This is a genomic window from Paenibacillus sp. W2I17, from assembly GCF_030815985.1.
Taxonomy (GTDB): Bacteria; Bacillota; Bacilli; order Paenibacillales; family Paenibacillaceae; genus Paenibacillus.
This window is the reverse complement of record NZ_JAUSXM010000001.1, coordinates 4,533,660-4,555,479: the sequence shown is the minus strand read 5'-3', so window position 1 is coordinate 4,555,479 and position 21,820 is coordinate 4,533,660. Positions and strand designations below refer to the sequence as shown.

Below are 21,820 nucleotides of genomic sequence, written 5' to 3'. Positions count from 1 at the left end.
AAGGGGAGGACTTAGGACCTCCTTCTTGCTTCTTCTTTTATATATTCAAGTCGTATGGGTACATGGTCGCCTTCTTCGAAAGTTACACAACTATATTCTCCGAAGCATGTATAAGGAAATGGGAACAGATGAATACTATGGTCAAGATATCACACTAAACGTTCTGGGACTTTCCTCTACCCATTAAGGAACAGTAGTTGAAAAATCTTCTCGAGAAAGTGGGGCAACATGTGAAATGAAAGCTACTGGTATTGTCCGCCGTATAGATGACCTTGGTCGTGTGGTCATTCCAAAAGAAATCCGCCGTACGTTACGTATTCGTGAAGGTGATCCACTGGAAATTTTCGTGGATCGTGATGGAGAAGTTATCCTTAAAAAATATTCGCCAATTGGCGAACTTGGTGATTTTGCCAAAGAATATGCAGAATCCCTGTATGAGAGTACAGGACATGTAACGATGATTTCTGACCGGGATACCATTATCACGGTGGCAGGTGGTTCGAAAAAAGAGTATTTGGACAAGCAGGTAGGTCAACTGTTAGAGGGATGTATGGAAAACAGAAAGACCATTTTGGAAACAAACAACGGTTCTTATGAGCTTAGCAAAGATCATGACGAGACGTTATCCTCTTTTGTTATTGCGCCGATTATTTCAGGTGGTGACCCCATCGGGACGGTTATCCTGTTCAATAAGGATGAATCGGTGAAGATGTCTCAGATGGAAGTGAAGATGTCTGAGACGGCTGCTGGTTTCCTTGGCAAGCAAATGGAACAATAGATCGCAGATCAACTCCTGGTGCCCTGTTTTGGGCATACGGGAGTTTTTGCATTTTAAGGGACAACGAAGTTAATCCGGATGATTGTGATGGGGAGGGTTAGTCTGTGTGCCTTCAGGCAGTTATAATAGCAAGGTATGCTTAAAAGGATTACGCAGGGAGGGAATTATGAAACAGCCGTCTACAGGCTCAAGGCTGCTACAGGGTGCATTTATACTTGGGCTTGCCGCCATTATCTCTAAAATTATTGGTGCTTTTCAGAAGATTCCGCTGCAGAATCTGGGGGGAGACGGTGTATTTGGCATCTACAGTACGGTATATCCGTTATATATGCTCATTATCACGCTTGCTGCTGCAGGGCTGCCTCTGGCCGTATCCAAATTCGTAGCAGAACAGAACGCACTCGGAAGACCAGACGAGAGCAGAAGAATTATTCGACTATCTTCCCTACTGCTCGGGGGAATTGGAATTATAATGGCGCTCTTGATGTATGCAGGTGCGCCGCTGATCGCTGACATGATTGGCAATCGCCATGTGGTTCCATCGATTCGTGCAGCTTCATGGGCGTTGTTGTTCGTACCGGTGATGACAGGGCTGCGTGGATATTTTCAGGGGTTACAACAGATGGTTCCAACAGCGGTATCACAAGTGGTGGAGCAGACGATACGTGTCACCGTCATGATTGTTCTGCTTCTGTGGTTGATGAGACGGGACGCCTCGCTTGAGACTATTGCCGCTGGCGCCATGATGGGCTCCGTTGTTGGTGGAATGGTTGGGCTGTTAACCATGTTAGGGTACATGGTCCGACATCGGCGGAAAGGCAGGGAAGAGCGAATCGGGCAATTGGATTCGGAATGGAGCAGTAACAGCGGAGAGGTTGGATCAGATCATCATGAGCGTCAGGAGAATACACCGGTTACGCCGCTGAAGAAAACGGTGAGTGCTATTAACCCTGGTCTGGCAGAAAGATCACGATCCAATGGTGAGTGGATCAAGACGCTACTCATGTATGCCATTCCCGTCTGTCTCGGGTCGCTGGCCGTACCGCTGATGAATCTGGTGGATACCTTCACCGTGCCCCGATTGCTGCGAGGAGAAGGACTGGATGAGCTTCAGTCGATGGTTTCCTTCGGCATCTATAACCGTGGATTGCCGCTGGTTCAACTGGTGACGATGCTGGCCACGTCACTGTCTGTGCTGTTTATTCCAGCAATGGCGGAAGCCCGGTTAAAGGGCGGGCCAGAAGCTGTCCGGCAGCAAGCAGGCCTCGCGCTGCGCTGGTTCTGGTTGATCGGCCTGGCGGCATCCGCGGGTCTCGCGGTGCTGGCGGAGCCGATTAACCGCATGCTGTACGGAGATGCCGCAGGCACCGAAGCACTGCGGTACATGGCGCTGACGGCTGCGGGCAGCACCGTCAGCATTATTGCGGCGGCGCTGCTGCAAGGCCTCGGCGCCGTGCGTGCACCCGCGTTCAGCATGCTGGCCGCCGCAGGCGTCAAGGCGCTGCTGAACGTCATGCTTGTGCCGGCGCTGGGCATCAGCGGCGCGGCTCTGGCAGGCGCAGTCGCCTATATGCTGGCGGCTGGCCTGAATGTGGCGCTGCTGGCGCGACTTGTCGCCCTGCGCCCTGCCCCTGGCGCCGTCCTGGCGAAGCCGGCGCTGGTGATCGCCGCCATGAGTCTGGCGGCGGTAGGCACGGCCTTGGCCGCCGAAGCGGTGCTCGGCGGCATGGGTGTCGCGGCCGACCGCAGGCTGGCCGCGATGGGCGTGAGCCTGCTGGGCATTGCCGCAGGCTCGGCCGTGTTCTTGCTGGCAGCGGCCCGGACAGGGCTACTGACCGCCGCAGAGCTGGCGGCCGTGCCCAAGTTAGGGCCTCGCCTTGCCAAGCTGCTGCGCAGACTGCGTGTGCTGCGCTAGCTCCATGCTTACGGTGCTTCTACACCCAGCACAGCTAATATGCAATTATAGGATATCGAATGATTCTGGTATAATACGTGTAATTAGTCCTGTTCAGGTACAATAATTGTAAGCTTGCAACAGGATAGTCCGGATGGAGGTTTACGTAATGAGTGCAGCTTTAACCGTAGTGGGTCTTGGATCTGGAGATGCAGACCAACTGACCGTAGGTATTATCAAAAAAATGAAACATGCAGCTACGCTGTATGTACGTACCCTGGATCATCCCGTATTGAATGATCTGCAACAAGAGGGGCTGGAGATGACATCATTTGATGCTATCTATGAGGCGAAGTCCTCCTTCCCCGAGGTGTATGATGAGATCGCAAACCAACTGATAGAAGCCGCTCGCAAGGGTGAGGCCGGAACCGAGATTGTGTATGCCGTACCCGGTCATCCGATGGTAGCAGAAGCAAGTGTGCGCCTGCTCAAAGAACGTTGTCCGCAGATGGGTATCTCATTGCGTGTCATGGGCGGAGAGAGCTTTCTGGACGAAGCCTTTATACGGCTTGGATTCGATCCAATCGAAGGGTTTCAACTCCTAGATGCCAGCAGCCTGAACACGGAATTGGTACAACCACAGCTACATACATTGATTGGACAAGTCTACGATGTGTTCACTGCTTCAGATGTGAAGCTATGCTTGATGGAGGTTTACCCGGATGATTATCCGGTATTTGTTGGTCACGCGTTGGGTGTACAGGGCCAGGAGGTCATTCACAAGATTCCATTGCATGAACTGGACCGGATCGAAGGGTACGGCAATCTGTCACTGATCTATGTACCGAAGAACACCGATGATGCCCTGCGTCGCCGTTCCTTTGCGCGGTTGCATGAGATCGTCAATATTCTTCGCAGTCCGGGCGGCTGTCCATGGGATCAGGAGCAGACACATCAGTCCATTCGCAAAAACCTGATTGAAGAGACCTATGAGGTCATTGAGACGATCGATGAGGATGACCCCGACCATATGAAAGAAGAGCTGGGTGATTTGCTGCTGCAGATTTTATTGCATTCCCAGATGGAAGAAGAGGTTGGTACATTCAATGTGTATGATGTCATCGAAGGTTTGAATGATAAGCTGATCTTCCGTCATCCACACGTTTTTGGCGATAATCAGGCAGAAGATGCGAATGAAGCCCTTCAGAACTGGGAACAGATGAAGGCAGAGGAGAAGAAGCGCAAAGGCCAGGATCAGCAGAAGGTTTCCGTGCTGGATGGTATACCGCGTGACTTGCCTGCATTGATGAAGGGATACAAGTTGCAGAAGAAAGCAGCCAAAGTAGGCTTTGACTGGGATGATGTTGAAGGTGTGTTTGCCAAGATCGAGGAAGAACTGGCGGAGTTGAAAGAAGCGGTGCAACAAGGCCAGTCTGCGGAAGAACGGAAGCTTGAACTGGGTGATTTGTTATTCGCAGCCGCAAACGTTGCAAGATTCATCGATACGGACCCGGAAGAGGCGCTTGCTGCGACCAACCGCAAGTTCATCGGGCGGTTCCAGTACATCGAAGAGCGTCTTCGCGAACAGGGAAGAACACCAGCAGAAAGCAATGTAGAAGAGATGGAGCAATTCTGGCAGGATGCGAAGAAGGCAGGATTATAACAGGTTCAATTTTCTGGGAAAAGCCAGATAACCTTATTCCATTCATGCTATGCAGTGTGTTATGATAATACGAACATGTGTTCATCTGTGTAAACTGGGGTTGGTGTTTAGCGACGGATGGTTTCGGGTACTGGTCTTAGACTGTTGCCTGCGGACCATCGACAAAAAGCTAAAAAAAGTCGCGGACCAAGGCAGGATTTCAGATGCCAAGCCAGAATACATGTGTAGTAACCTTACGCGAAACCAGTGGCAATCGATGTATTGTCAGGGCTCGCAGATACTTTTTTTTCAATTTGGGAGGCTTTTAAAAATGAACAAAACAGATCTGATTAACAACATTTCAACCAAAAGTGGTTTGACTAAAAAAGACGTTGAGTCCGTATTAAACGGCTTTTTGGGAGAAATTACAGATGCACTTGCCAGCGGAGACAAAGTACAATTGATCGGCTTTGGCACTTTTGAGACCCGCAAACGTTCCGGTCGTACCGGACGTAACCCACAAACAGGGAATGAAATCGTGATTCCTGAGTCCACTGTTCCTGCATTCAAAGCAGGCAACAAACTTAAAGAAGCCGTAAAATAATGCGTCTTGATAAATTCCTGAAGGTCTCCCGGCTAATCAAACGCCGCACTGTGGCCAAGGACGTCTCTGAACAGGGACGTGTTCTAGTGAACGGACGTGAAGCAAAGCCCAGCGCCGCTGTCAAAGTGGGCGATGAGCTGACGGTTCAGTTCGGTCAGAAACTGGTCACCGTGAGGGTGGAACGAATTGCCGAGAGTACCAAGAAGGATGAGGCGAGCAGCCTCTACACCTTGGTGAAGGAAGAGCCGATCGCCAAGGATAACGGGATGAACTGGTAACAGTACATCTGGTATTAAATATTCATTCAATGCAAGTTGAATCGAAACGTCCTCCTGTAACAGGGAAGGGCGTTTTTGTTTTTACTGGATGCCGGTTTATTTGTTCAACAACGCTGGTTCTATTCCAACCTCCACACCCATAAGCTAGGTGTAAGAAGGAGGGGTACATGCCATGGTTGAGCACGGTAAGGCCAAACAGCATCATCTGAGCATGCAGAATCGGAAACTGCTGGATCTGACGGGTGTCTCCAACGTGGAGAGCTTCGACAGTGAGGAATTTTTGCTGCAGACTGAACTTGGGCATCTGACCATCCGGGGGCACAATTTACATATCAAAAACCTGAGCCTGGAGGAAGGTTTGTTATCCATTGAAGGCACAGTCAGTTCGCTCCAATATCTGGACCCCGGTTCCCAGTCCAAAAATGGTAAAGGCCTGTTTGGCAAGATGTTCCGATGAGTCCGGATACTCAATGGATCACATTGATGTGGATGCTTACCTCGGGGGTCGTGATGGGAATGGCCTACGACAGTTACCGGGTACTGTCCGGACAGCTGCGATTTCCGAGATGGAGTATACACACGCTCGATCTGTTGTACTGGGTTGCTTCCGCGCTGTTCGTTTTTCGGATGCTATACGCCGGAAACCACGGACAGTTGCGGTTTTATGTCTTTTTGGGGCTGATTATAGGGGTTTGCTTCTATTTTTGGCTTTTAAGTGTTACAACCCAGCGTTTTGTGGTAATGTTAATTAAACTCGCAAGAACGCTGATTCATTGGTGTGGACATATCCTTAACATCCTGATCGTTATGCCGGTTAAAGGAATTTATAAGTTAATTCGCGTATTATTCGGTTTTGTAATTGCGATACTATTATTCCTGGGCAGGCTGGTGCTGCAGTGTTTGGTACCTTTCGGCAAGTTGTTCCGCTGGATGTTTAGGCCGCTCCTGAAACATTGGGTAACGCCACGCTTCATGATCCGTGTGGGTACAAGAATTGCAGCGATATGGAAACGCTGGTTTTAAGGAGGTCCGTAATGGGTAAAACACCTGTGGGCAGATCAAAGGCTCCAACTAACCAAGGAAAATCTGCCGGTGCAAAAAGGCGCCTCATGCTTTGGATGACGTTTATGATTGTATTTGTAATATGGGCAGGATATACATTCCTTGTGCAGACTGCACAAATTTCGGACAAGAGTTCTCATCTGGCCACTCAGCAAGCTTCAAAGGAAGATACGTTGAAGAAGCTGGAACAGTTGAAGTACGAAGTCAGCCGGTTGAATGACCCTGAATACATAGGACAGCTGGCACGGAAAAAAGGATATTATCTCCTTCCTGAGGAAACGCCGATCCAGGTTGAAGAGTCAGGGAACTGATGGAATTCGGTCTATTACCGAGCTAGGTTTGTTATCCGTGTGTCTGAAACCGTTAAACCGGAAAAAATAGGCTCTCTGATGGGGTAGTGTTCAGTTGACCTTGGTTTATGGCATAAGGTATAATTACATTAGCGCAGCATTGATTTTGGCATTCAAAAAATCGGGTTGTATATTTTTAAGGGAGGATCATTTTATTCTATGGCAATTGAAGTGGGCACCAAGTTAGAGGGCAAGGTGACAGGAATCACGCATTTTGGAGCATTTGTGGATCTGTCAGGAGGTGTCACGGGTCTCGTTCACATCTCGGAAATCGCCGACAATTACGTCAAAGATGTCAACGACCACCTGAAGCTGAATGACCTCGTTACAGTGAAGGTTATCAACGTTGACAAGGATGGCAAGATCGGACTTTCCATTAAGCAAGCTGTTGACAAACCGGTTGAGCAACAAACCCAATCTAGACCCCCGAGAGCTCCTAGACCGGAACGCAGTGGAGGAGATCGCGAACGATTCAGCGGCGGAGGCCCAAGTGGTGGCCAAGGTCGTGGTGGTGGCGGCGGTGGATTTAACCGTGGTGACCGCGGAGGCCGTTCTTTCAAGCCCGCAGCAGGCAAACCTTCATTTGAGGATAAAATGTCACGCTTCCTGAAAGATAGTGAAGAGCGGATCTCTTCGCTTAAGAAGAACACAGAAGGCAAACGCGGAGGCCGTGGAGCCAAGCGTGTGTAATCTGTCACAACCTGATCTAAACATATAAGTAAAACCGTTAGCCCATGGGCTAACGGTTTTTTTTGCGTTTCTATCACAGATAAGTAGTTGAATAGCTTTTTTTGTAAGGTGAAGCTCCATATCCCCAGTTTTTCTGCACGGCAAAATGAAACCATAAGAACATTTGTCGTCTACCATTTTTTACCGACAGGTTTCCGTGGCATTCCACAGTTATCCTGCTCAAATGGTGGCGAGACCAAACCATCTCCGGTTCAAAATCAGACATTCCGATTGTCGGAATCAAGTAGGAGAAGGAATGAAACCACAATAAGGCCGGGGTTTCGCTCCACCGCGCCAAGCTTGTTTCTTTTGTCGTAAACTTTTTGGACCCTGCCCACCTATTCTGACAAACTACGTCTTCTAATCTATCTATAATCAGAACCATCGAGAACGAAACACGAAAATTCAAATTAATCGAATGGGGTGCCTTGAGGATGATGGAAAAGTGGAATGTCATTCAATTTCCGGGAATGAAAGCAGGTAAAGGAGGTACGGAAGCTCGGGAGGAGCTGTCGGTACGTCTGAAACAATGGCTTGGCTCCCGCAAGGCTGTCCAGATGGTTGCTTCCCGCAAATGGGTACTGCTGCTTACGTTTATGGGGTTCCTGCTCGGAAAGGCAATGATCCTGAATGAGTTATCTCCCTTTGCCATTGCTTACTTCGCCGTAATTGCTTTCATGCGCAGGGATTACATCATTCCGGTAGGCGCCGCTCTACTTGCAGGTAGTCTCTTTGCACCGTTTCCGGTACCACTCATTGTTGCATCGGAGATCGCCATCTTTTATCTGCTCTTCCGCGGTCTGGAGTCGTATGATCGTGCTGAATTATCTTATGCGCCAACGATGGTGTTTACCACTACATTTATGGTCAAATTATTCGCGGTTGTGATTGGACCATCCTTCAGCTGGTACGCGATGCTGATGCTTACGATGGATTCCGTACTAAGTTTCGTGCTCACCCTTGTTTTTATACAAGCCATACCGATCTTCACTTACCGCAAAAAAAAGTTCAGCCTAAAGAACGAGGAGATCCTCTGCCTGATCATATTGCTCGCTTCCGTTATGACGGGAGCCGTAGGGTGGACCATTCAGTCTTTATCCGTAGAGCATATGCTCTCCCGTTATCTCATATTAATCTTTGCGCTGGTGGGCGGAGCCCCCCTCGGAGCCTCAGTTGGGGTTATTACCTGGCTTGATTCTGAGTCTGGCTGACATGTCAGCGGTGTATCAGATGAGCCTGCTTGCTTTTGCCGGGATGCTGGCGGGTATGCTTCGAGAAGGCAAACGTGCGGCGGTTGCACTGGGTATGCTGCTAGGTTCGTCCATTCTATCCATATATCTGGGCGGACCGGGCGATGTTATGAACTCATTATGGGAGACGTGTGCAGCTATCGTACTATTCATGTTGACACCTAAAAGCCTGATGACGGCGATATCCAAATATGTACCGGGTACGCAGGATCATACGAAATCCCAGCATGAGTATGCCAAACGGATACGGGATATCACGGCAGAACGGGTAACCCGGTTCTCGCAGGTATTCCGTCAATTGTCACGTAGCTTCGATCAGATGTCCGGTGCAGGGGAGCAGGTACAGAAAGAAGGTGGAATGGACCATTTCATGAATGCGGTTGCCGAGGGCACATGTGCAAGCTGCTTCAAGCGTACACAATGCTGGGATGCGAAGTTTATTCAAACCTACAAATATATGACGGACGTGATGAGTACGATTGAAGGAAACCCGGAGATCTCAGGCAAGCAGATTCCAGTGGACTGGAACAGGGTGTGTGCGAAACCGGAAGAGGTCCTTGAAGTCATGCGTGCCCAGTATGGACTGCATCAACATAACATGCAATGGAAGCGCCAAATTATCGATAGCCGGCAGCTGGTTGCAGAGCAATTGTCCGGTGTATCTCAGGTCATGGAGGACCTGGCCAAAGAAATTCAGCGGGAAAGTGATGAGATGGTACAGCAGGAGGAGCAGATTCGGGACGCACTGGAGTCACTGGGCTTGTCCATTCACTCCATTGAGATCATCAATCTGGAAGCGGGCAATGTAGAGATTGAGATTGTACATGCATATACACGGGGATTCGATGAGTGCCGCAAAATGATAGCTCCGCTGATCTCGGATGTATTGGACGAGCATATTGCCGTCTTGCAAGAGACCATGACCGATCCTCGTCAGGGACTGGCAACCGTCACGTTTGGTTCGGCCAAAACCTTCGAGGTTACCACGGGTGTTGCTGCCGCCGCAAAAGGGGGAGATGTGATGTCAGGCGACAGCTTCAGTACGGTTGAGTTAGGCAACGGTACATTTGCGGTGGCGCTCAGTGATGGAATGGGCAATGGAGAACGAGCACGCATGGAGAGCAGCACGGCGCTGAACATACTGGAACAGTTGCTACAGTCCGGCATGGACGAGAAACTGGCGATCAAATCCGTGAACTCCGTTCTGATGCTACGCTCACCTGAAGAGATGTATGCCACAGTGGATATGGCACTGATTGATGAATATACGGCAGAGACCACGTTTATGAAAATCGGCTCAACGCCAAGTTTTATCAAACGAGGACAGGAGGTTATTCAGGTTTCGGCCAGCAATTTGCCGATCGGTATTATTAAGGATATTGAAGTGGATCTGGTGACGGTACAGCTTCAGCCGGGGGATATCCTCATTATGATGACGGATGGCATCTATGATGCACCGGGGTATGCGGTAAACAAAGAGTTATGGATGAAACGGCTCATTCAAGAGATTGATACAGATGATCCGCAAGATTTGGCCGATTGCCTGCTTGAAAGTGTTATAAGATATCAGCAGCATGAGATATTGGATGATATGACCGTCGTTGTTGGAAAAGTAGAGCATTTCCGCCCTGAATGGGCCACACTGCGTGTGCCTGGCATCAACCGGATGGAGCGTCCACGGACCGTCAGCTAATTGCATATTCTTCTGTTTGAAGTCTCTTCATTCTGGCAATGCTAGTCATAGAGTTGGAGAGTAACGAATAACGGAGGGATATCGGATGAAGCAAATCTTATTGATCACCGACGGTTGTTCCAATGTGGGACCAAGTCCGGTGCTGGCAGCGGCCGAAGCACAGGAAGAGGGGATTACGGTTAATGTGGTTGGTGTGATTGATTATGGAACCATTGGTGAGCTGGGTAGTCGGGAGATCGAGGATATTGCCAGAGCCGGAGGTGGAATCAGCCAAATTGTAGGTACACGTCAGCTTGCCCATACCATGCAGATGATGACAAGGAAAACGGTGGTTCAGACCATTCAGCAGGCGGTTAATAGGGAGTTAACACAAATTTTGGGAGAGAAGGAGCCCAAAACGGTAACGGATCTGGAGCCTGCACAACGCGCCCGGGTCGTGGAAGTGATGGATGATATGGCTGAAACTTCAGCCTTACAGGTTATATTGCTAATCGACGTCAGTGCCAGCATGAAACCCAAACTGGCTGCGGTAGAAGAAGGCATTCGTGATTTAATGTTAAGTTTGCAGGCGCGTATAGGTCAGAGCAAGCTTTCTGTATTTCATTTTCCGGGACGACACAGTGGAGAAGATGCGGTAATGGATATTGACTGGACAACGGATCCAGGCCGTGTTCGGTCCTTGTTTGGAAGGTTGCAGATGAAGGGTGCAACACCGACAGGTCCTGCAATTCAGAAGGTGATTGATTTTTACCGTTATGGTACACTGGAGAAACAGCAGGAAATAGAAGGGAACTATCGCATTGAAAGAGAAGGGATGCTCGGTGACAACGTTGTCTGACGCCTCTTTCCCGCCAGGAACAGTGGTTACAGGGAAATGGAATCGCAGTCGTTACACGATTCGGAAGCTACTGGGCAAAGGAGCTAATGGCATCGTTTTTCTTGTCCAACGGGGTGAAAATGGCAAACACTACGCGCTAAAAATGGGATTTGATCCGGTAGATCTGCAATCGGAAGTTAATGTGCTCAAATCTTTTCAACTACAGCGTAATCATGAGGCCCTTCGGCAGAGCGGCATTCCTTCCTATCTTAAAGATGTGGATGATTATGCCGTTCGTGGCCGGGATATTCCCTTTTATGTGATGCGTTACGTTCGAGGTGAGGCACTTCATCACTTCATTCGGCGTCAGGGGACAGACTGGACACTTCTGGTGGGACTTAGACTCTTGCAGAAGCTGGCACAATTGCATCAGGCGGGATGGGTGTTTGGTGATCTCAAACCTCAGAATGTGTTGGTATCCGACTATGGGCAGGTGGAATTGATCGACTACGGCGGAGTTACGTCGATTGGTCGAAGCGTCAAACAGTTCACCGAATGGTATGATCGGGGCTTCTGGAATGCAGGCAGCCGTACGGCAGATGGTACCTATGATGTATTTGCATTTGCATTATTGTTGATTCATGTACTTGAAGCAGACGCACTCAAGGCACTGGCAGCGGAGGGATTACCGCAACTGCGAAGTGTGAATCAGCTCGTAGCGCTGGTGGAGCGCAGTGAACGACTGGGTCCTTTTCGCAATTGGACGATTCAGGCATTACGAGGTCAGTTTCGTGATGCAGGTCATGCGGCACAAGGGTGGAAGGAAATGATGGCACGCCCCACGCCTCTCCGTCGTCGTTCCAAAAGTACAACACCGCGCTGGCTTAAAAATGCATTTGCTGTATCTGTGATATTACTTATTGGAGTGCTCATCTATGCACTACTTTTCTGATCTGTGAGAGTGCATATACATAACGCAAGGAATGAGGAACAGGTATGGAGGCTTTACGCTGGAACATGCTGGTGAAGAACGTGCTGGATGCAGCGGAAGAGCATCAGTTATGGGTTCCCGGGGATCGGATTGTCGTCGCAGTATCGGGCGGGCCGGACTCGGTAGCTTTTTTGCATATCATGCACGAGATCAGCATGCGGCATGTCCCGCTTGAATTAATCTGTGCCCATGTTCATCATGGTTTTCGGACTGAATCTGATGACGAAGCGGAGAAAATGATGGAACTGGCACAGCAGCTTGGTATTACATTTGAATGGACCAAGGCCGATGTACCTTCATATATGGAGTTGACGGGTCAAGGACCACAGGAAGCAGCCCGCAACAAGCGATATGCCTTTTTGCACGAAGTGGCTTCCAAATATAATGCGGCAAGCATCGCTTTGGCACATCATGCGGATGATCAGGCGGAGACAGTCATGCTTCATTTGCTTCGTGGAACCGGCTTGTCGGGACTCTCAGGAATGAAGTTTAAAAGACGAGAAAAAAATGTGGAACTTATTCGTCCATGCCTTCGTATAAACAAGACAGACCTTGTAGAAGCTTGTAATACCCAGGGTTTTATGTATTTCAATGATGAGAGCAACGCCATGCGTAAATATCGGCGTAATGCTATTCGCTTGGATGTGCTTCCTTTTTTGGGGCAGTATAATGGACAACTCACGCCGTCATTGAATCGGCTTGCCGAAATTGTGGGTGATGAAGACGATTTCATGGAGCAGAGTGCATATGACACATACAGGTGTCTAGTGCAGGTGAACGGCGGAAGGCAAACCTTTGAGGTGCCTTCCTTCTTGAAGTTACATGTCGCTTTACAACGAAGGTTGATTAAACTAATATTGAATTATCTGCCTTTGGACAGTGATTTTGTCGACTTTACCCGTATTGAAACCATTCGACGCAAGGTCATGGAGACCCATGTGACGACCTGGAGCCTGGATATAGGACAGACACTCGCCTGCACTCGGGAGTATAATCTGATTTCTTTTGGCATACGGACGGACGTACAGGATCAATCTTACGAGTATCGTCTTGCGCAATGGAGTGGAACTTATGAGCTTTCACTCACCCCAATTAACCGGTATATTCGGTTGATGACGGTGAGTCCCGAGGACTATCATGTACCGGAATCGGCGGATCAAGCCGCGTTTGATGCGGATCAACTGCTTATGCCGCTGGTTGTGCGTTCACGGTTACCTGGAGATACCATGAAAGTGATGGGATTAAACGGAAGCAAAAAGGTGAAAAATATTTTCATCGATGAGAAAATCCCCCCATCTGTCCGTCCACGTATTCCTGTGGTATGTGATGGAGCAGGTCAGATCATCTGGTTACCGGGTGTTCGACGGTCCAATGTGGCTCCTGTCAGGGAGGGCACTTCCGCAATCCTGTACATGACTGTAGGCGATTCAGCGATTCAGGGGTAGTGGTTATGGTTCAGGTAAGGCTTTCATAGTATAACTTAGGAGGTTCGCACAGTTGCAGAACGACATTCAGGAAGTATTGATCAGTGAAGAAGAAATTCAGAGTAAAGTCAAGGAATTAGGCGCAACACTAAGTGCCGAATATGCAAATCGCAATCCTTTGGTCATTTGTGTGCTCAAGGGTGCGTTTATATTTATGGCTGATTTGGTTAAAAACATAACGGTACCTGTTGAAATGGATTTTATGGCAGTATCCAGTTACGGCGCTTCCACCAAGTCATCAGGTGTTGTCAAAATCATTAAGGATCTGGATGTATCCGTTGAAGGACGGGAAGTTCTGATTGTCGAAGATATTATCGACAGCGGACTTACACTCAGCTATCTGATTGAACTGCTAGAAAACCGCGGTGCCGAGTCGGTGCGTGTGGTTACGCTGTTCGACAAGCCTTCAGGCCGTAAAGTTGAGTTGGAAGCTCATTACACAGGCTTTGACATTCCTGACGCGTTCATCGTTGGTTACGGTTTGGATTTTGCGGAGAAGTACCGGAACCTGCCCTATATCGGGATTTTGAAGCCGGAAGTCTATAGTAGCTAATATCCTGCCCGACCCAAGCCTTGAGCTGTTCTTGGCTTCTGTTGAGAAGCCATGTCGGGCTATGTTAAAATAATTAAAGTGTCTCGAGAGGAGGTAGGGGATGAATCGGTTCATCCGGAATTCTGGTTTTTATTTGATTCTTTTTTTAGTTGTGGTGGGGATAGTCCAGTTCGTCAGCAATGGCGGCGAAGCCACCGATAATCCTAGATATGATCAGTTGCGTGCAGCGATCAAAGCCAACAATGTCTCTGAATTGACGGTTCAATTCAACGGTCAAACGTATCTCGTGACCGGTCAATACAAGAAGGCACCTGATGGCGCCAAATCAGAAAATTTCTCAACGTATATTCCTCCTACGGATGAGGCAATTAGTGAGCTTGTAGCTGCAAGTGAAACTAACAATTTCCAATATCATCAGGAGCCAATGAAAGGTGACAGCATCTGGTTGACGTTGCTGACTTCCTTTATTCCTTTGATCATTATGTTCCTGCTGTTCTTCTTCCTGTTTAATCAGGCTCAAGGCGGCGGCGGTAAAGTAATGAACTTTGGTAAAAGCCGTGCTCGTCTCTACAACGAAGAGAAGAAGCGGGTTACATTTGAAGATGTTGCGGGTGCTGACGAAGAGAAACAGGAACTTGTTGAGGTTGTAGACTTCCTCAAGGACCCTCGTAAATTCGCAGCAGTAGGTGCACGGATTCCTAAGGGCGTATTGCTCGTAGGGCCTCCAGGTACCGGTAAAACATTGCTCGCTCGTGCCGTAGCCGGTGAAGCGGGTGTACCATTCTTCACAATTTCAGGTTCCGACTTCGTGGAAATGTTTGTCGGTGTCGGTGCATCACGTGTACGTGATTTGTTTGAAAATGCGAAGAAAAATGCCCCATGTATCATCTTTATCGATGAGATTGATGCTGTAGGACGTCAGCGTGGTGCTGGTCTCGGTGGTGGTCACGATGAACGTGAACAGACACTCAACCAGTTGCTCGTTGAGATGGACGGATTCGGAGTTAACGAAGGTATTATCATCATAGCCGCAACGAACCGTGCAGATATTTTGGACCCTGCCTTGCTGCGTCCAGGACGTTTTGACCGTCAAATTACGGTTGACCGCCCTGATGTAAGAGGTCGTGAAGCTGTCCTGAAAGTACATTCCCGTAATAAACCACTGACCAAAGATGTGAAGATGGATATTATCGCGAAGCGTACAACAGGTTTCTCTGGTGCGGATTTGGAGAATCTCTTGAACGAAGCGGCATTGCTTGCAGCGCGTCGTAACCGTAAAGATATTTCCATGAAGGAAGTTGACGAAGCGATTGACCGTGTCATCGTTGGTACGGAGAAGAAAAGCCGTGTCATCAGTGATCGTGAGAAACGAATCGTTGCTTATCACGAAGCAGGTCATACCATTGTAGGATACTTCCTCGAACATGCTGATATGGTACATAAAGTGACCATTATTCCGCGCGGACGTGCGGGTGGATATGTAATCATGTTGCCAAAAGAAGACCGTATGCTGGTTACCAAGCAGGAATTGCTGGATAAAGTAACCGGACTTCTCGGGGGTCGTGTAGCTGAAGAATTGTTCATCGGAGAAATTGGTACTGGTGCATACAGTGACTTCCAGCAAGCGACAGGTATTGTTCGCAGCATGGTTATGGAATACGGTATGAGTGAGAAATTGGGACCTATGCAATTCGGAAGTTCACAAGGACAGGTATTCCTTGGTCGGGATATCGGTCATGAACAGAATTACTCGGATTCCATTGCTTACGAGATTGATCAGGAAATGCAACGCTTTATCAATGACTGTTATGAGAAGTGTAAGGACTTGCTTGTTAAACATTCAAAAGAGATGCACCTGATCGCTCAAACTTTGCTTGAGGTTGAGACTTTGGAAATGGATCAGATCAAGCAATTGATCGAAACAGGTTCTTTGACTCCAAAAGCAGAGAATGACAATGATGGTGAAGGCACACCAACTGAAGGCGGAGAGCCAATCATCGACACCATCGGTGATGTGCGTGTTCGTATTCAAGGTAAAGATGAAACGCCTGAGCCACCAGCCGGAGATATTCCAAACGAAGCTCCGAATCTGGAAAAGGGTAATAACAATAACCCGGATGATGGCGGAACAAAGCCAACGTCTTAATGCACAATACATCTGGCTATGATAGCAGGTGAAATCAAGAGAGCCCTCGGGCTCTCTTTTTTTATCCATTATTTTAAAAGAGGATAGATAAAGATAAACGGGAGTTAGATGGCGAACCAGTTAGCAAACAGGTGGTTACAGCGCTGTTCCGGGCCTTTTTCATTTATTGACAGAGTCGTGAACGTTGTGTAAATTAGTTGTTAAACCGCTTGTGATTCGTTTCTCAAGCGAAGATAACGACTTAGGTTAGCCCACGAAACAGCGCATGACGCTGTCCCGATAAAGGAGAGGATCACAGGTGGAAGCTCTGGCTTTAGAGCGCAAGGCTGAGATGAACCGCGAGCTGCGTGAGCGGCTTATGGTGTTGAAAAAGGAACGTAATGCCATTATTCTTGCCCATTATTATCAACGTGACGAAGTACAGGAGGTTGCCGACTTCCGTGGAGATTCGTTTCTATTAGCCCAGAAGGCAGCCCAAACAGATGCGGATGTGATCGTTTTCTGTGGTGTTCATTTTATGGGTGAAAGCGCTAAAATTCTTGCGCCAAATAAAACAGTTATTATCCCGGACGAACGTGCAGGCTGCCCAATGGCAGATATGGTGAATGTGGATGGACTACGCAAATTGAAAGCACAACATCCTAATGCCAAGGTGGTTACGTATATCAATTCCTCGGCTGAGATCAAAGCAGAGACTGACATCTGTTGTACATCGGCGAACGCAGTCAAGGTTATTCAATCGGTGGATTCCGACGAAATTATCTGGGTACCGGATAAAAACCTGGGGCATTATGTGCAGCAGCATACCGACAAGAAAATGATTATCTGGGAAGGCTACTGCAACACTCACGATATGCTTACAGTTAAAGATGTGGTAGAGATGAGAGCCAAGCATCCAAATGCAGAGTTTGTTGTCCATCCAGAGTGTCGCCCTGAGGTTGTAGAAATGGGTGATTTTGTAGGCAGCACAACAGCTATTCTGGAGTATTGCAAAAATTCATCAGCGAAGGAATTTATCGTAGGTACCGAAGATGGTACAGGATATCAGCTTCGTCTGGATAGTCCGGATAAACAGTTCCACTTTGCTACAAAGTTCCTCGTATGTCCCAACATGAAGGTGAACAACTTGAAGAAACTGGTGAAATGCCTGGAAACGATGAAGCCGCAAATCTACGTGCCACCGGCCGTTGCCGACAAAGCCAGAGAATCACTAGAGCGCATGTTGTTGGTAAAGTAGGATGCGCTACTCTTGCTCCAAGACAGGTGAATAACATGATACCGCAATATTTAGTTGATTTTGATCTGTCTGCGCTACCCATGGTAGAGACGGATGTACTGGTTATAGGCTCAGGGATTGCTGGTTTGTTTACTGCCATTAAGGCAAGTGAACAACAACGTGTATTAATGATCACGAAGAAGTCATTACTTGAAAGTAACACCAGATATGCGCAGGGAGGCATCGCTGCGGTTATTGCTGAGGATGATTCACCTGCTTACCACTTGCAGGACACACTTGTAGCAGGAGCGGGCTTATGCCGCTCCGAAGCGGTAGAGGTATTGGTGAATGAGGGCCCGGACGGAGTGAAGGAACTGATTCGTTTGGGTACTTTATTTGATCTGGAGAACGGCGAGTTGGCGTTGACGCAGGAAGGTGCGCATAGCCACCGCCGTATTTTGCATGCCAACGGAGATGCAACAGGATATGAGATTGTACGTGCACTTGCTGTTGAAGTGAATGAACATCCTGGGATTGAAGTATGGGATGAGCATTTTGTTGTTGACCTGATTACAGATCGAGATCGAGGGGAATGCATTGGCGCTCTGGTTCAGAAGGATGACGGATCGCAAGTGTTCGTGAAGGCACAGGCAACTGTTCTTTGCTCTGGTGGGGCAGGGCAACTGTACCGATACACGACGAATCCGGATGTAGCTACTGCCGATGGTGTAGCCATGGCCTATCGGGCTGGGGCTATTGTTCGTGACATGGAATTTATCCAATTCCACCCCACCTCTCTATGTTACCCGGGGGCCCCGCGTTTCCTTGTGTCAGAAGCCGTACGCGGCGAAGGGGCATATTTGCGCAATGTGAAGGGCGAGCGCTTCATGGATCGTTATCATGCCCAGCTTGAACTGGCCCCACGCGATATCGTGGCACGAGCGATTGTTAGTGAGATGGAGTCCACCAACAGTACCTTTGTGTACTTGGACATTACGCATGAACAGCCAGAGATGACCAAGCATCGGTTCCCTACCATATATGAAACTTGTATGCGTTATGGATTGGACATGACAACGGACTGGATTCCCGTTGCACCTGCTGCCCATTACATGATGGGTGGAGTGAAAACGGATTTAAGTGGAGAGAGCAGCATCTCCCGATTATTTGCTTGTGGTGAGGTGTCTTCTACAGGAGTGCACGGAGCTAACCGTCTGGCAAGCAACTCTTTATCAGAAGCGATTGTATTTGGGCGGAGAATTGTTGATCGTATTCAATCTCTCCCTCCGCTTGGTTTATTAAAAGCAAGAGGAGGAGCGCCTTCGTCTGTGGATATGAATAACAAGATCAATAAGATCACGGAAGAGCAAAAGCCGGTATCCGAAAGACGCTTACGGTTACAGAAAATGATGGTTCGTCAGGTAGGCTTGCGCCGGAATGGTGAGGATTTGCAGAAGGCTATGGACAAGCTGCAACAGGAATTGCAATTTTTTGATCAGACACTCACTCATAAGGAAGAGCTGGAGTATGCCAACCTTCTGACCTGTGCCTGGTTAGTTACCAGCGGAGCATTACACCGCGAGGAGAGTCGGGGGGCTCACTATCGTGAGGATTTCCCGGCACGTGATGATATCGTGTGGCAGAAGCATAGCCTGCAGCAGCGAGAACAAGCGATTGTGGAGGAATTGATGTCATGATACTGAACGGATATAATGAAGGGCTTATCGAATCAATCAAAAACTGGCTTCGGGAAGATGTTGGTGCAGGTGACGTTACAACAAGTGTGACGATCCCAGCAGGCAACCAATCCAAGGCCATTATACACGCCAAAGACAATGGTATTATTGCAGGCATGACCGTAGCTGAACTTGTATTTCAGGTCGTTGATCCTGATCTTGTATTTACACCGAAGGTAACAGATGGAGACAAGGTTACCCATGGCACGATTTTGGCCGAGGTAGAGGGAAGTACACATTCACTGCTTACGGGGGAACGACTGGCACTTAACTTGCTGCAACGTATGTCCGGAATAGCTACGCGTACGCGTGCCTACGTGGATGTGCTGGATGGTCTTGAGACTAGGCTTGTGGATACACGTAAGACAACGCCGGGCCACCGATTACTTGAGAAATATGCAGTGCGCGTGGGTGGCGGAGCGAATCATCGATTTGGACTGTACGATGCCGTTATGATTAAGGATAACCACATCAAGGGTGCAGGCGGAATCACCGAGGCGGTACAGCGTGCGCGAACCGTTATCCCACATACGATGACGATTGAAGTGGAGACTGAAAATCTGGAGCAGGTGAGAGAAGCCTTGCAAGCCGGTGCAGATATCATTATGCTGGATAACATGCATCCAGAGCGGATGCGTGAAGCGGTTGAACTTATTCGTGAACAGGCTCCTCATGTGAAGGTTGAAGCATCCGGTAACGTGTCTCTTCAGACCATTCGTGGTATTGCAGAGAGTGGTGTGGATGTAATTTCGGTTGGCAGGTTAACCTATTCCTTTGAGAGCCTGGATATTAGTCTGGATTTAAATGAAAAGAAAGAGGGGTGAACCTCTTTGATTCTAGTTGTAGACGTGGGGAACAGCAATATGGTGCTCGGCGTATATCAAGGCCGGGAATTGCTGCACCACTTTCGTCTGAGTACATCACGTCAGTCAACAGTGGATGAATACGGCGTATTGATTTATAATTTATTTCATATGTCCGGCATCAGGGCAAGTGACATCGAAGGTGTCATCATCTCATCTGTGGTTCCGCCACTGGTGAATGTAATCGAAGCGATGTGCGAGAAGTATGTAGGCAAAAAAGCTTTGCTCGTTGGGCCTGGTATCAAAACTGGCTTGAATCTGCGATACGAGAACCCTCGTGAAGTGGGTGCAGATCGTATTGTTAATGCAGTGGCAGCCGTTGAGAAGTATGGCGGCCCTCTCGTCGTGGTCGATTTCGGTACTGCAACGACCTTTGACTGTATTGACGAGAAAGGCCACTACCTGGGGGGAGCTATTGTACCTGGCATTCAGATTGCCACTGAAGCGCTCTATGAGCGGGCATCCAAGTTGCCTCGTATAGAGCTGGAGAAACCTAAAAAGGTCATTGGCCGTAATACTATTCATGCCATGCAAGCGGGTATTATATTTGGCTATGCGGGCCAGGTAGATGGTATTGTAGAACGTATTCGCGAGGAGATGGGAGCGAAGCCCCGAGTTATTGCGACGGGTGGTCTCGCTACACTTATCGCAGAAGAAACCCGTAGTATAGAGGAAGTTGATCCGCTGCTTACGCTTGAAGGGCTGCGTATTATATATGAGCGGAACCGGGAAAGGTGAGCATAGAGACGGCATACAGCGGGCTGAGATTACAGCTTAAGTGTTGTGCCGTTTTTTCTGTGTAATACTATTATGGCGATACGCCAAAGGAGGCTGAATGACTTGGAAAACAACAACAAGCATGACCGGTTAATTCGTGGTACAGCAATGAATGGAAAGGTAAGAGCCTTTGCTATCCAGACTACGGAACTGGTTGAGGAACTACGCAGAAGACACGATACGTTTCCCACGGCTACAGCTGCCATGGGGCGTACGGTTACAACAGCAGCCATTATGGGTGCAATGCTCAAAGGTGAAGAGAAGTTAACGGTACAAGTCAACGGTGATGGGCCCATTGGACAGATTGTAGCTGATGCCAATGCGAAAGGCGAAGTACGAGGATATGTTTCTAATCCGCATGTACATTTGCCAAGCAATAGTGTGGGAAAACTGGACGTTGCAGGCGCGGTTGGTACGGAAGGTTTCATCAACATAACGAAGGATTTGGGACTGAAAGAACCATATCGTGGCAGTGTGCCTATTATTTCAGGAGAACTGGGCGAAGACTTCACGTACTACTTTGCGCAATCGGAGCAAACACCTTCTGCTGTAGGCGTTGGTGTGCTCGTTGATACGGATAATTCCGTTATTGTCTCAGGTGGATTCATTATGCAGCTGTTGCCGGGATTGACAGATCCAGAGATCACGGCGATCGAAAACGCCATTAGTACGTTGCCGCCAGTGACGACTTTGCTGGAGCAGGGGCTTGAGTTGGAAGAGTTGCTTCGCCGATTGTTGCCAGATGTACAAGTGATGGAAGGACTGGATATTAATTTTAGCTGTGAGTGTTCACGTGAGCGAGTAGAGAAGACGCTGATCAGCCTGGGCCAAACGGAGATGGAGCAATTAATTGAAGAAGAGGGCCAGGCTGAAGTGGTCTGCCAATTCTGTAATGAAGCCTATGACTTTAACAAAGAACAACTTGAGACCATCCTAGAGCAAGCCAAGAACTGATCT

General features: G+C 48.6%; 19 protein-coding genes and 1 pseudogene. All 20 read left to right on the top strand.

Annotation, left to right across the window (positions count from 1 at the left end; translation table 11 throughout):
* Positions 1-235 precede the first annotated feature (235 nt).
* The gene (gene spoVT, locus QF041_RS20470) at positions 236-778 is read left to right on the top strand and encodes a stage V sporulation protein T (RefSeq protein WP_036606123.1); all 543 of its coding nucleotides are present in this window, start codon (positions 236-238) and stop codon (positions 776-778) included.
* A 166-nt stretch (positions 779-944) separates the two neighbouring features.
* On the top strand, positions 945-2,693 hold the full coding sequence (locus QF041_RS20465; protein ID WP_307417018.1) for a putative polysaccharide biosynthesis protein: 1,749 nt from the start codon (positions 945-947) through the stop codon (positions 2,691-2,693).
* Positions 2,694-2,841: 148 nt separating this feature from the next.
* A complete protein-coding gene (yabN, locus tag QF041_RS20460) occupies positions 2,842-4,335 on the top strand; it encodes a bifunctional methyltransferase/pyrophosphohydrolase YabN (protein ID WP_307415467.1) in 1,494 nt (497 codons plus the stop codon).
* Between the two features lie 310 nt (positions 4,336-4,645).
* Positions 4,646-4,918, top strand: a complete 273-nt coding sequence (locus QF041_RS20455) for an HU family DNA-binding protein (RefSeq protein WP_017691362.1) — start codon at positions 4,646-4,648, stop codon at positions 4,916-4,918.
* Positions 4,918-5,196 (top strand): RNA-binding S4 domain-containing protein, encoded by a 279-nt coding sequence (locus QF041_RS20450; protein ID WP_017691361.1) that lies wholly within the window; start codon positions 4,918-4,920, stop codon positions 5,194-5,196. Before QF041_RS20455 ends, QF041_RS20450 begins: the two co-directional genes overlap by 1 nt.
* Before the next feature lie 172 nt (positions 5,197-5,368).
* Positions 5,369-5,653 carry a sporulation protein YabP gene (gene yabP, locus QF041_RS20445; RefSeq protein WP_036606119.1) on the top strand — a complete coding sequence of 95 codons (285 nt, stop codon included), beginning with the start codon at positions 5,369-5,371 and terminating at the stop codon, positions 5,651-5,653.
* On the top strand, positions 5,650-6,219 hold the full coding sequence (gene yabQ / locus QF041_RS20440) for a spore cortex biosynthesis protein YabQ (RefSeq protein WP_307415466.1): 570 nt from the start codon (positions 5,650-5,652) through the stop codon (positions 6,217-6,219). Before yabP ends, yabQ begins: the two co-directional genes overlap by 4 nt.
* An 11-nt stretch (positions 6,220-6,230) precedes the next feature.
* A complete protein-coding gene (locus QF041_RS20435; protein ID WP_307415465.1) occupies positions 6,231-6,569 on the top strand; it encodes an FtsB family cell division protein in 339 nt (112 codons plus the stop codon).
* A 198-nt stretch (positions 6,570-6,767) separates the two neighbouring features.
* Positions 6,768-7,298, top strand: a complete 531-nt coding sequence (locus QF041_RS20430; RefSeq protein WP_017691357.1) for a S1 domain-containing RNA-binding protein — start codon at positions 6,768-6,770, stop codon at positions 7,296-7,298.
* A gap of 473 nt (positions 7,299-7,771) precedes the next feature.
* Positions 7,772-10,280 (top strand): annotated as a pseudogene (spoIIE, locus tag QF041_RS20425) (stage II sporulation protein E).
* A gap of 85 nt (positions 10,281-10,365) precedes the next feature.
* The gene (locus tag QF041_RS20420) at positions 10,366-11,118 is read left to right on the top strand and encodes a VWA domain-containing protein (RefSeq protein ID WP_307415464.1); all 753 of its coding nucleotides are present in this window, start codon (positions 10,366-10,368) and stop codon (positions 11,116-11,118) included.
* Positions 11,102-12,049 (top strand): serine/threonine protein kinase, encoded by a 948-nt coding sequence (locus QF041_RS20415; RefSeq protein WP_211085371.1) that lies wholly within the window; start codon positions 11,102-11,104, stop codon positions 12,047-12,049. Before QF041_RS20420 ends, QF041_RS20415 begins: the two co-directional genes overlap by 17 nt.
* A gap of 44 nt (positions 12,050-12,093) precedes the next feature.
* On the top strand, positions 12,094-13,533 hold the full coding sequence (gene tilS / locus QF041_RS20410) for a tRNA lysidine(34) synthetase TilS (protein WP_307415462.1): 1,440 nt from the start codon (positions 12,094-12,096) through the stop codon (positions 13,531-13,533).
* Between the two features lie 52 nt (positions 13,534-13,585).
* On the top strand, positions 13,586-14,125 hold the full coding sequence (hpt, locus tag QF041_RS20405) for a hypoxanthine phosphoribosyltransferase (protein ID WP_017691352.1): 540 nt from the start codon (positions 13,586-13,588) through the stop codon (positions 14,123-14,125).
* Between the two features lie 100 nt (positions 14,126-14,225).
* Positions 14,226-16,271: an ATP-dependent zinc metalloprotease FtsH gene (gene ftsH / locus QF041_RS20400; RefSeq protein WP_036606115.1), complete on the top strand. Its 2,046-nt coding sequence runs from the start codon at positions 14,226-14,228 to the stop codon at positions 16,269-16,271.
* Between the two features lie 298 nt (positions 16,272-16,569).
* Positions 16,570-17,508, top strand: coding sequence for a quinolinate synthase NadA (gene nadA, locus QF041_RS20395; protein WP_307415461.1), 939 nt, complete (start codon positions 16,570-16,572; stop codon positions 17,506-17,508).
* Between the two features lie 35 nt (positions 17,509-17,543).
* Positions 17,544-19,184 (top strand): L-aspartate oxidase, encoded by a 1,641-nt coding sequence (nadB, locus tag QF041_RS20390; protein ID WP_307415460.1) that lies wholly within the window; start codon positions 17,544-17,546, stop codon positions 19,182-19,184.
* Complete coding sequence (nadC, locus tag QF041_RS20385) at positions 19,181-20,047, top strand: carboxylating nicotinate-nucleotide diphosphorylase (RefSeq protein WP_253428914.1); 867 nt, start codon at positions 19,181-19,183, stop codon at positions 20,045-20,047. Before nadB ends, nadC begins: the two co-directional genes overlap by 4 nt.
* A gap of 6 nt (positions 20,048-20,053) precedes the next feature.
* Positions 20,054-20,824 (top strand): type III pantothenate kinase, encoded by a 771-nt coding sequence (locus QF041_RS20380; RefSeq protein ID WP_026081372.1) that lies wholly within the window; start codon positions 20,054-20,056, stop codon positions 20,822-20,824.
* Positions 20,825-20,926: 102 nt separating this feature from the next.
* Positions 20,927-21,817, top strand: a complete 891-nt coding sequence (gene hslO, locus QF041_RS20375; protein WP_307415459.1) for an Hsp33 family molecular chaperone HslO — start codon at positions 20,927-20,929, stop codon at positions 21,815-21,817.
* The last annotated feature ends 3 nt before the right edge of the window (positions 21,818-21,820 follow it).

Bases quoted from the DNA above. Each gene is read 5' to 3' on its own strand.
- spoVT (WP_036606123.1), top strand. From the start codon at position 236: ATGAAAGCTACTGGTATTGTCCGCCGTATAGATGACCTTGGTCGTGTG.
- QF041_RS20465 (WP_307417018.1), top strand. From the start codon at position 945: ATGAAACAGCCGTCTACAGGCTCAAGGCTGCTACAGGGTGCATTTATA.
- yabN (WP_307415467.1), top strand. From the start codon at position 2,842: ATGAGTGCAGCTTTAACCGTAGTGGGTCTTGGATCTGGAGATGCAGAC.
- QF041_RS20455 (WP_017691362.1), top strand. From the start codon at position 4,646: ATGAACAAAACAGATCTGATTAACAACATTTCAACCAAAAGTGGTTTG.
- QF041_RS20450 (WP_017691361.1), top strand. From the start codon at position 4,918: ATGCGTCTTGATAAATTCCTGAAGGTCTCCCGGCTAATCAAACGCCGC.
- yabP (WP_036606119.1), top strand. From the start codon at position 5,369: ATGGTTGAGCACGGTAAGGCCAAACAGCATCATCTGAGCATGCAGAAT.
- yabQ (WP_307415466.1), top strand. From the start codon at position 5,650: ATGAGTCCGGATACTCAATGGATCACATTGATGTGGATGCTTACCTCG.
- QF041_RS20435 (WP_307415465.1), top strand. From the start codon at position 6,231: ATGGGTAAAACACCTGTGGGCAGATCAAAGGCTCCAACTAACCAAGGA.
- QF041_RS20430 (WP_017691357.1), top strand. From the start codon at position 6,768: ATGGCAATTGAAGTGGGCACCAAGTTAGAGGGCAAGGTGACAGGAATC.
- QF041_RS20420 (WP_307415464.1), top strand. From the start codon at position 10,366: ATGAAGCAAATCTTATTGATCACCGACGGTTGTTCCAATGTGGGACCA.
- tilS (WP_307415462.1), top strand. From the start codon at position 12,094: ATGGAGGCTTTACGCTGGAACATGCTGGTGAAGAACGTGCTGGATGCA.
- ftsH (WP_036606115.1), top strand. From the start codon at position 14,226: ATGAATCGGTTCATCCGGAATTCTGGTTTTTATTTGATTCTTTTTTTA.
- nadB (WP_307415460.1), top strand. From the start codon at position 17,544: ATGATACCGCAATATTTAGTTGATTTTGATCTGTCTGCGCTACCCATG.
- nadC (WP_253428914.1), top strand. From the start codon at position 19,181: ATGATACTGAACGGATATAATGAAGGGCTTATCGAATCAATCAAAAAC.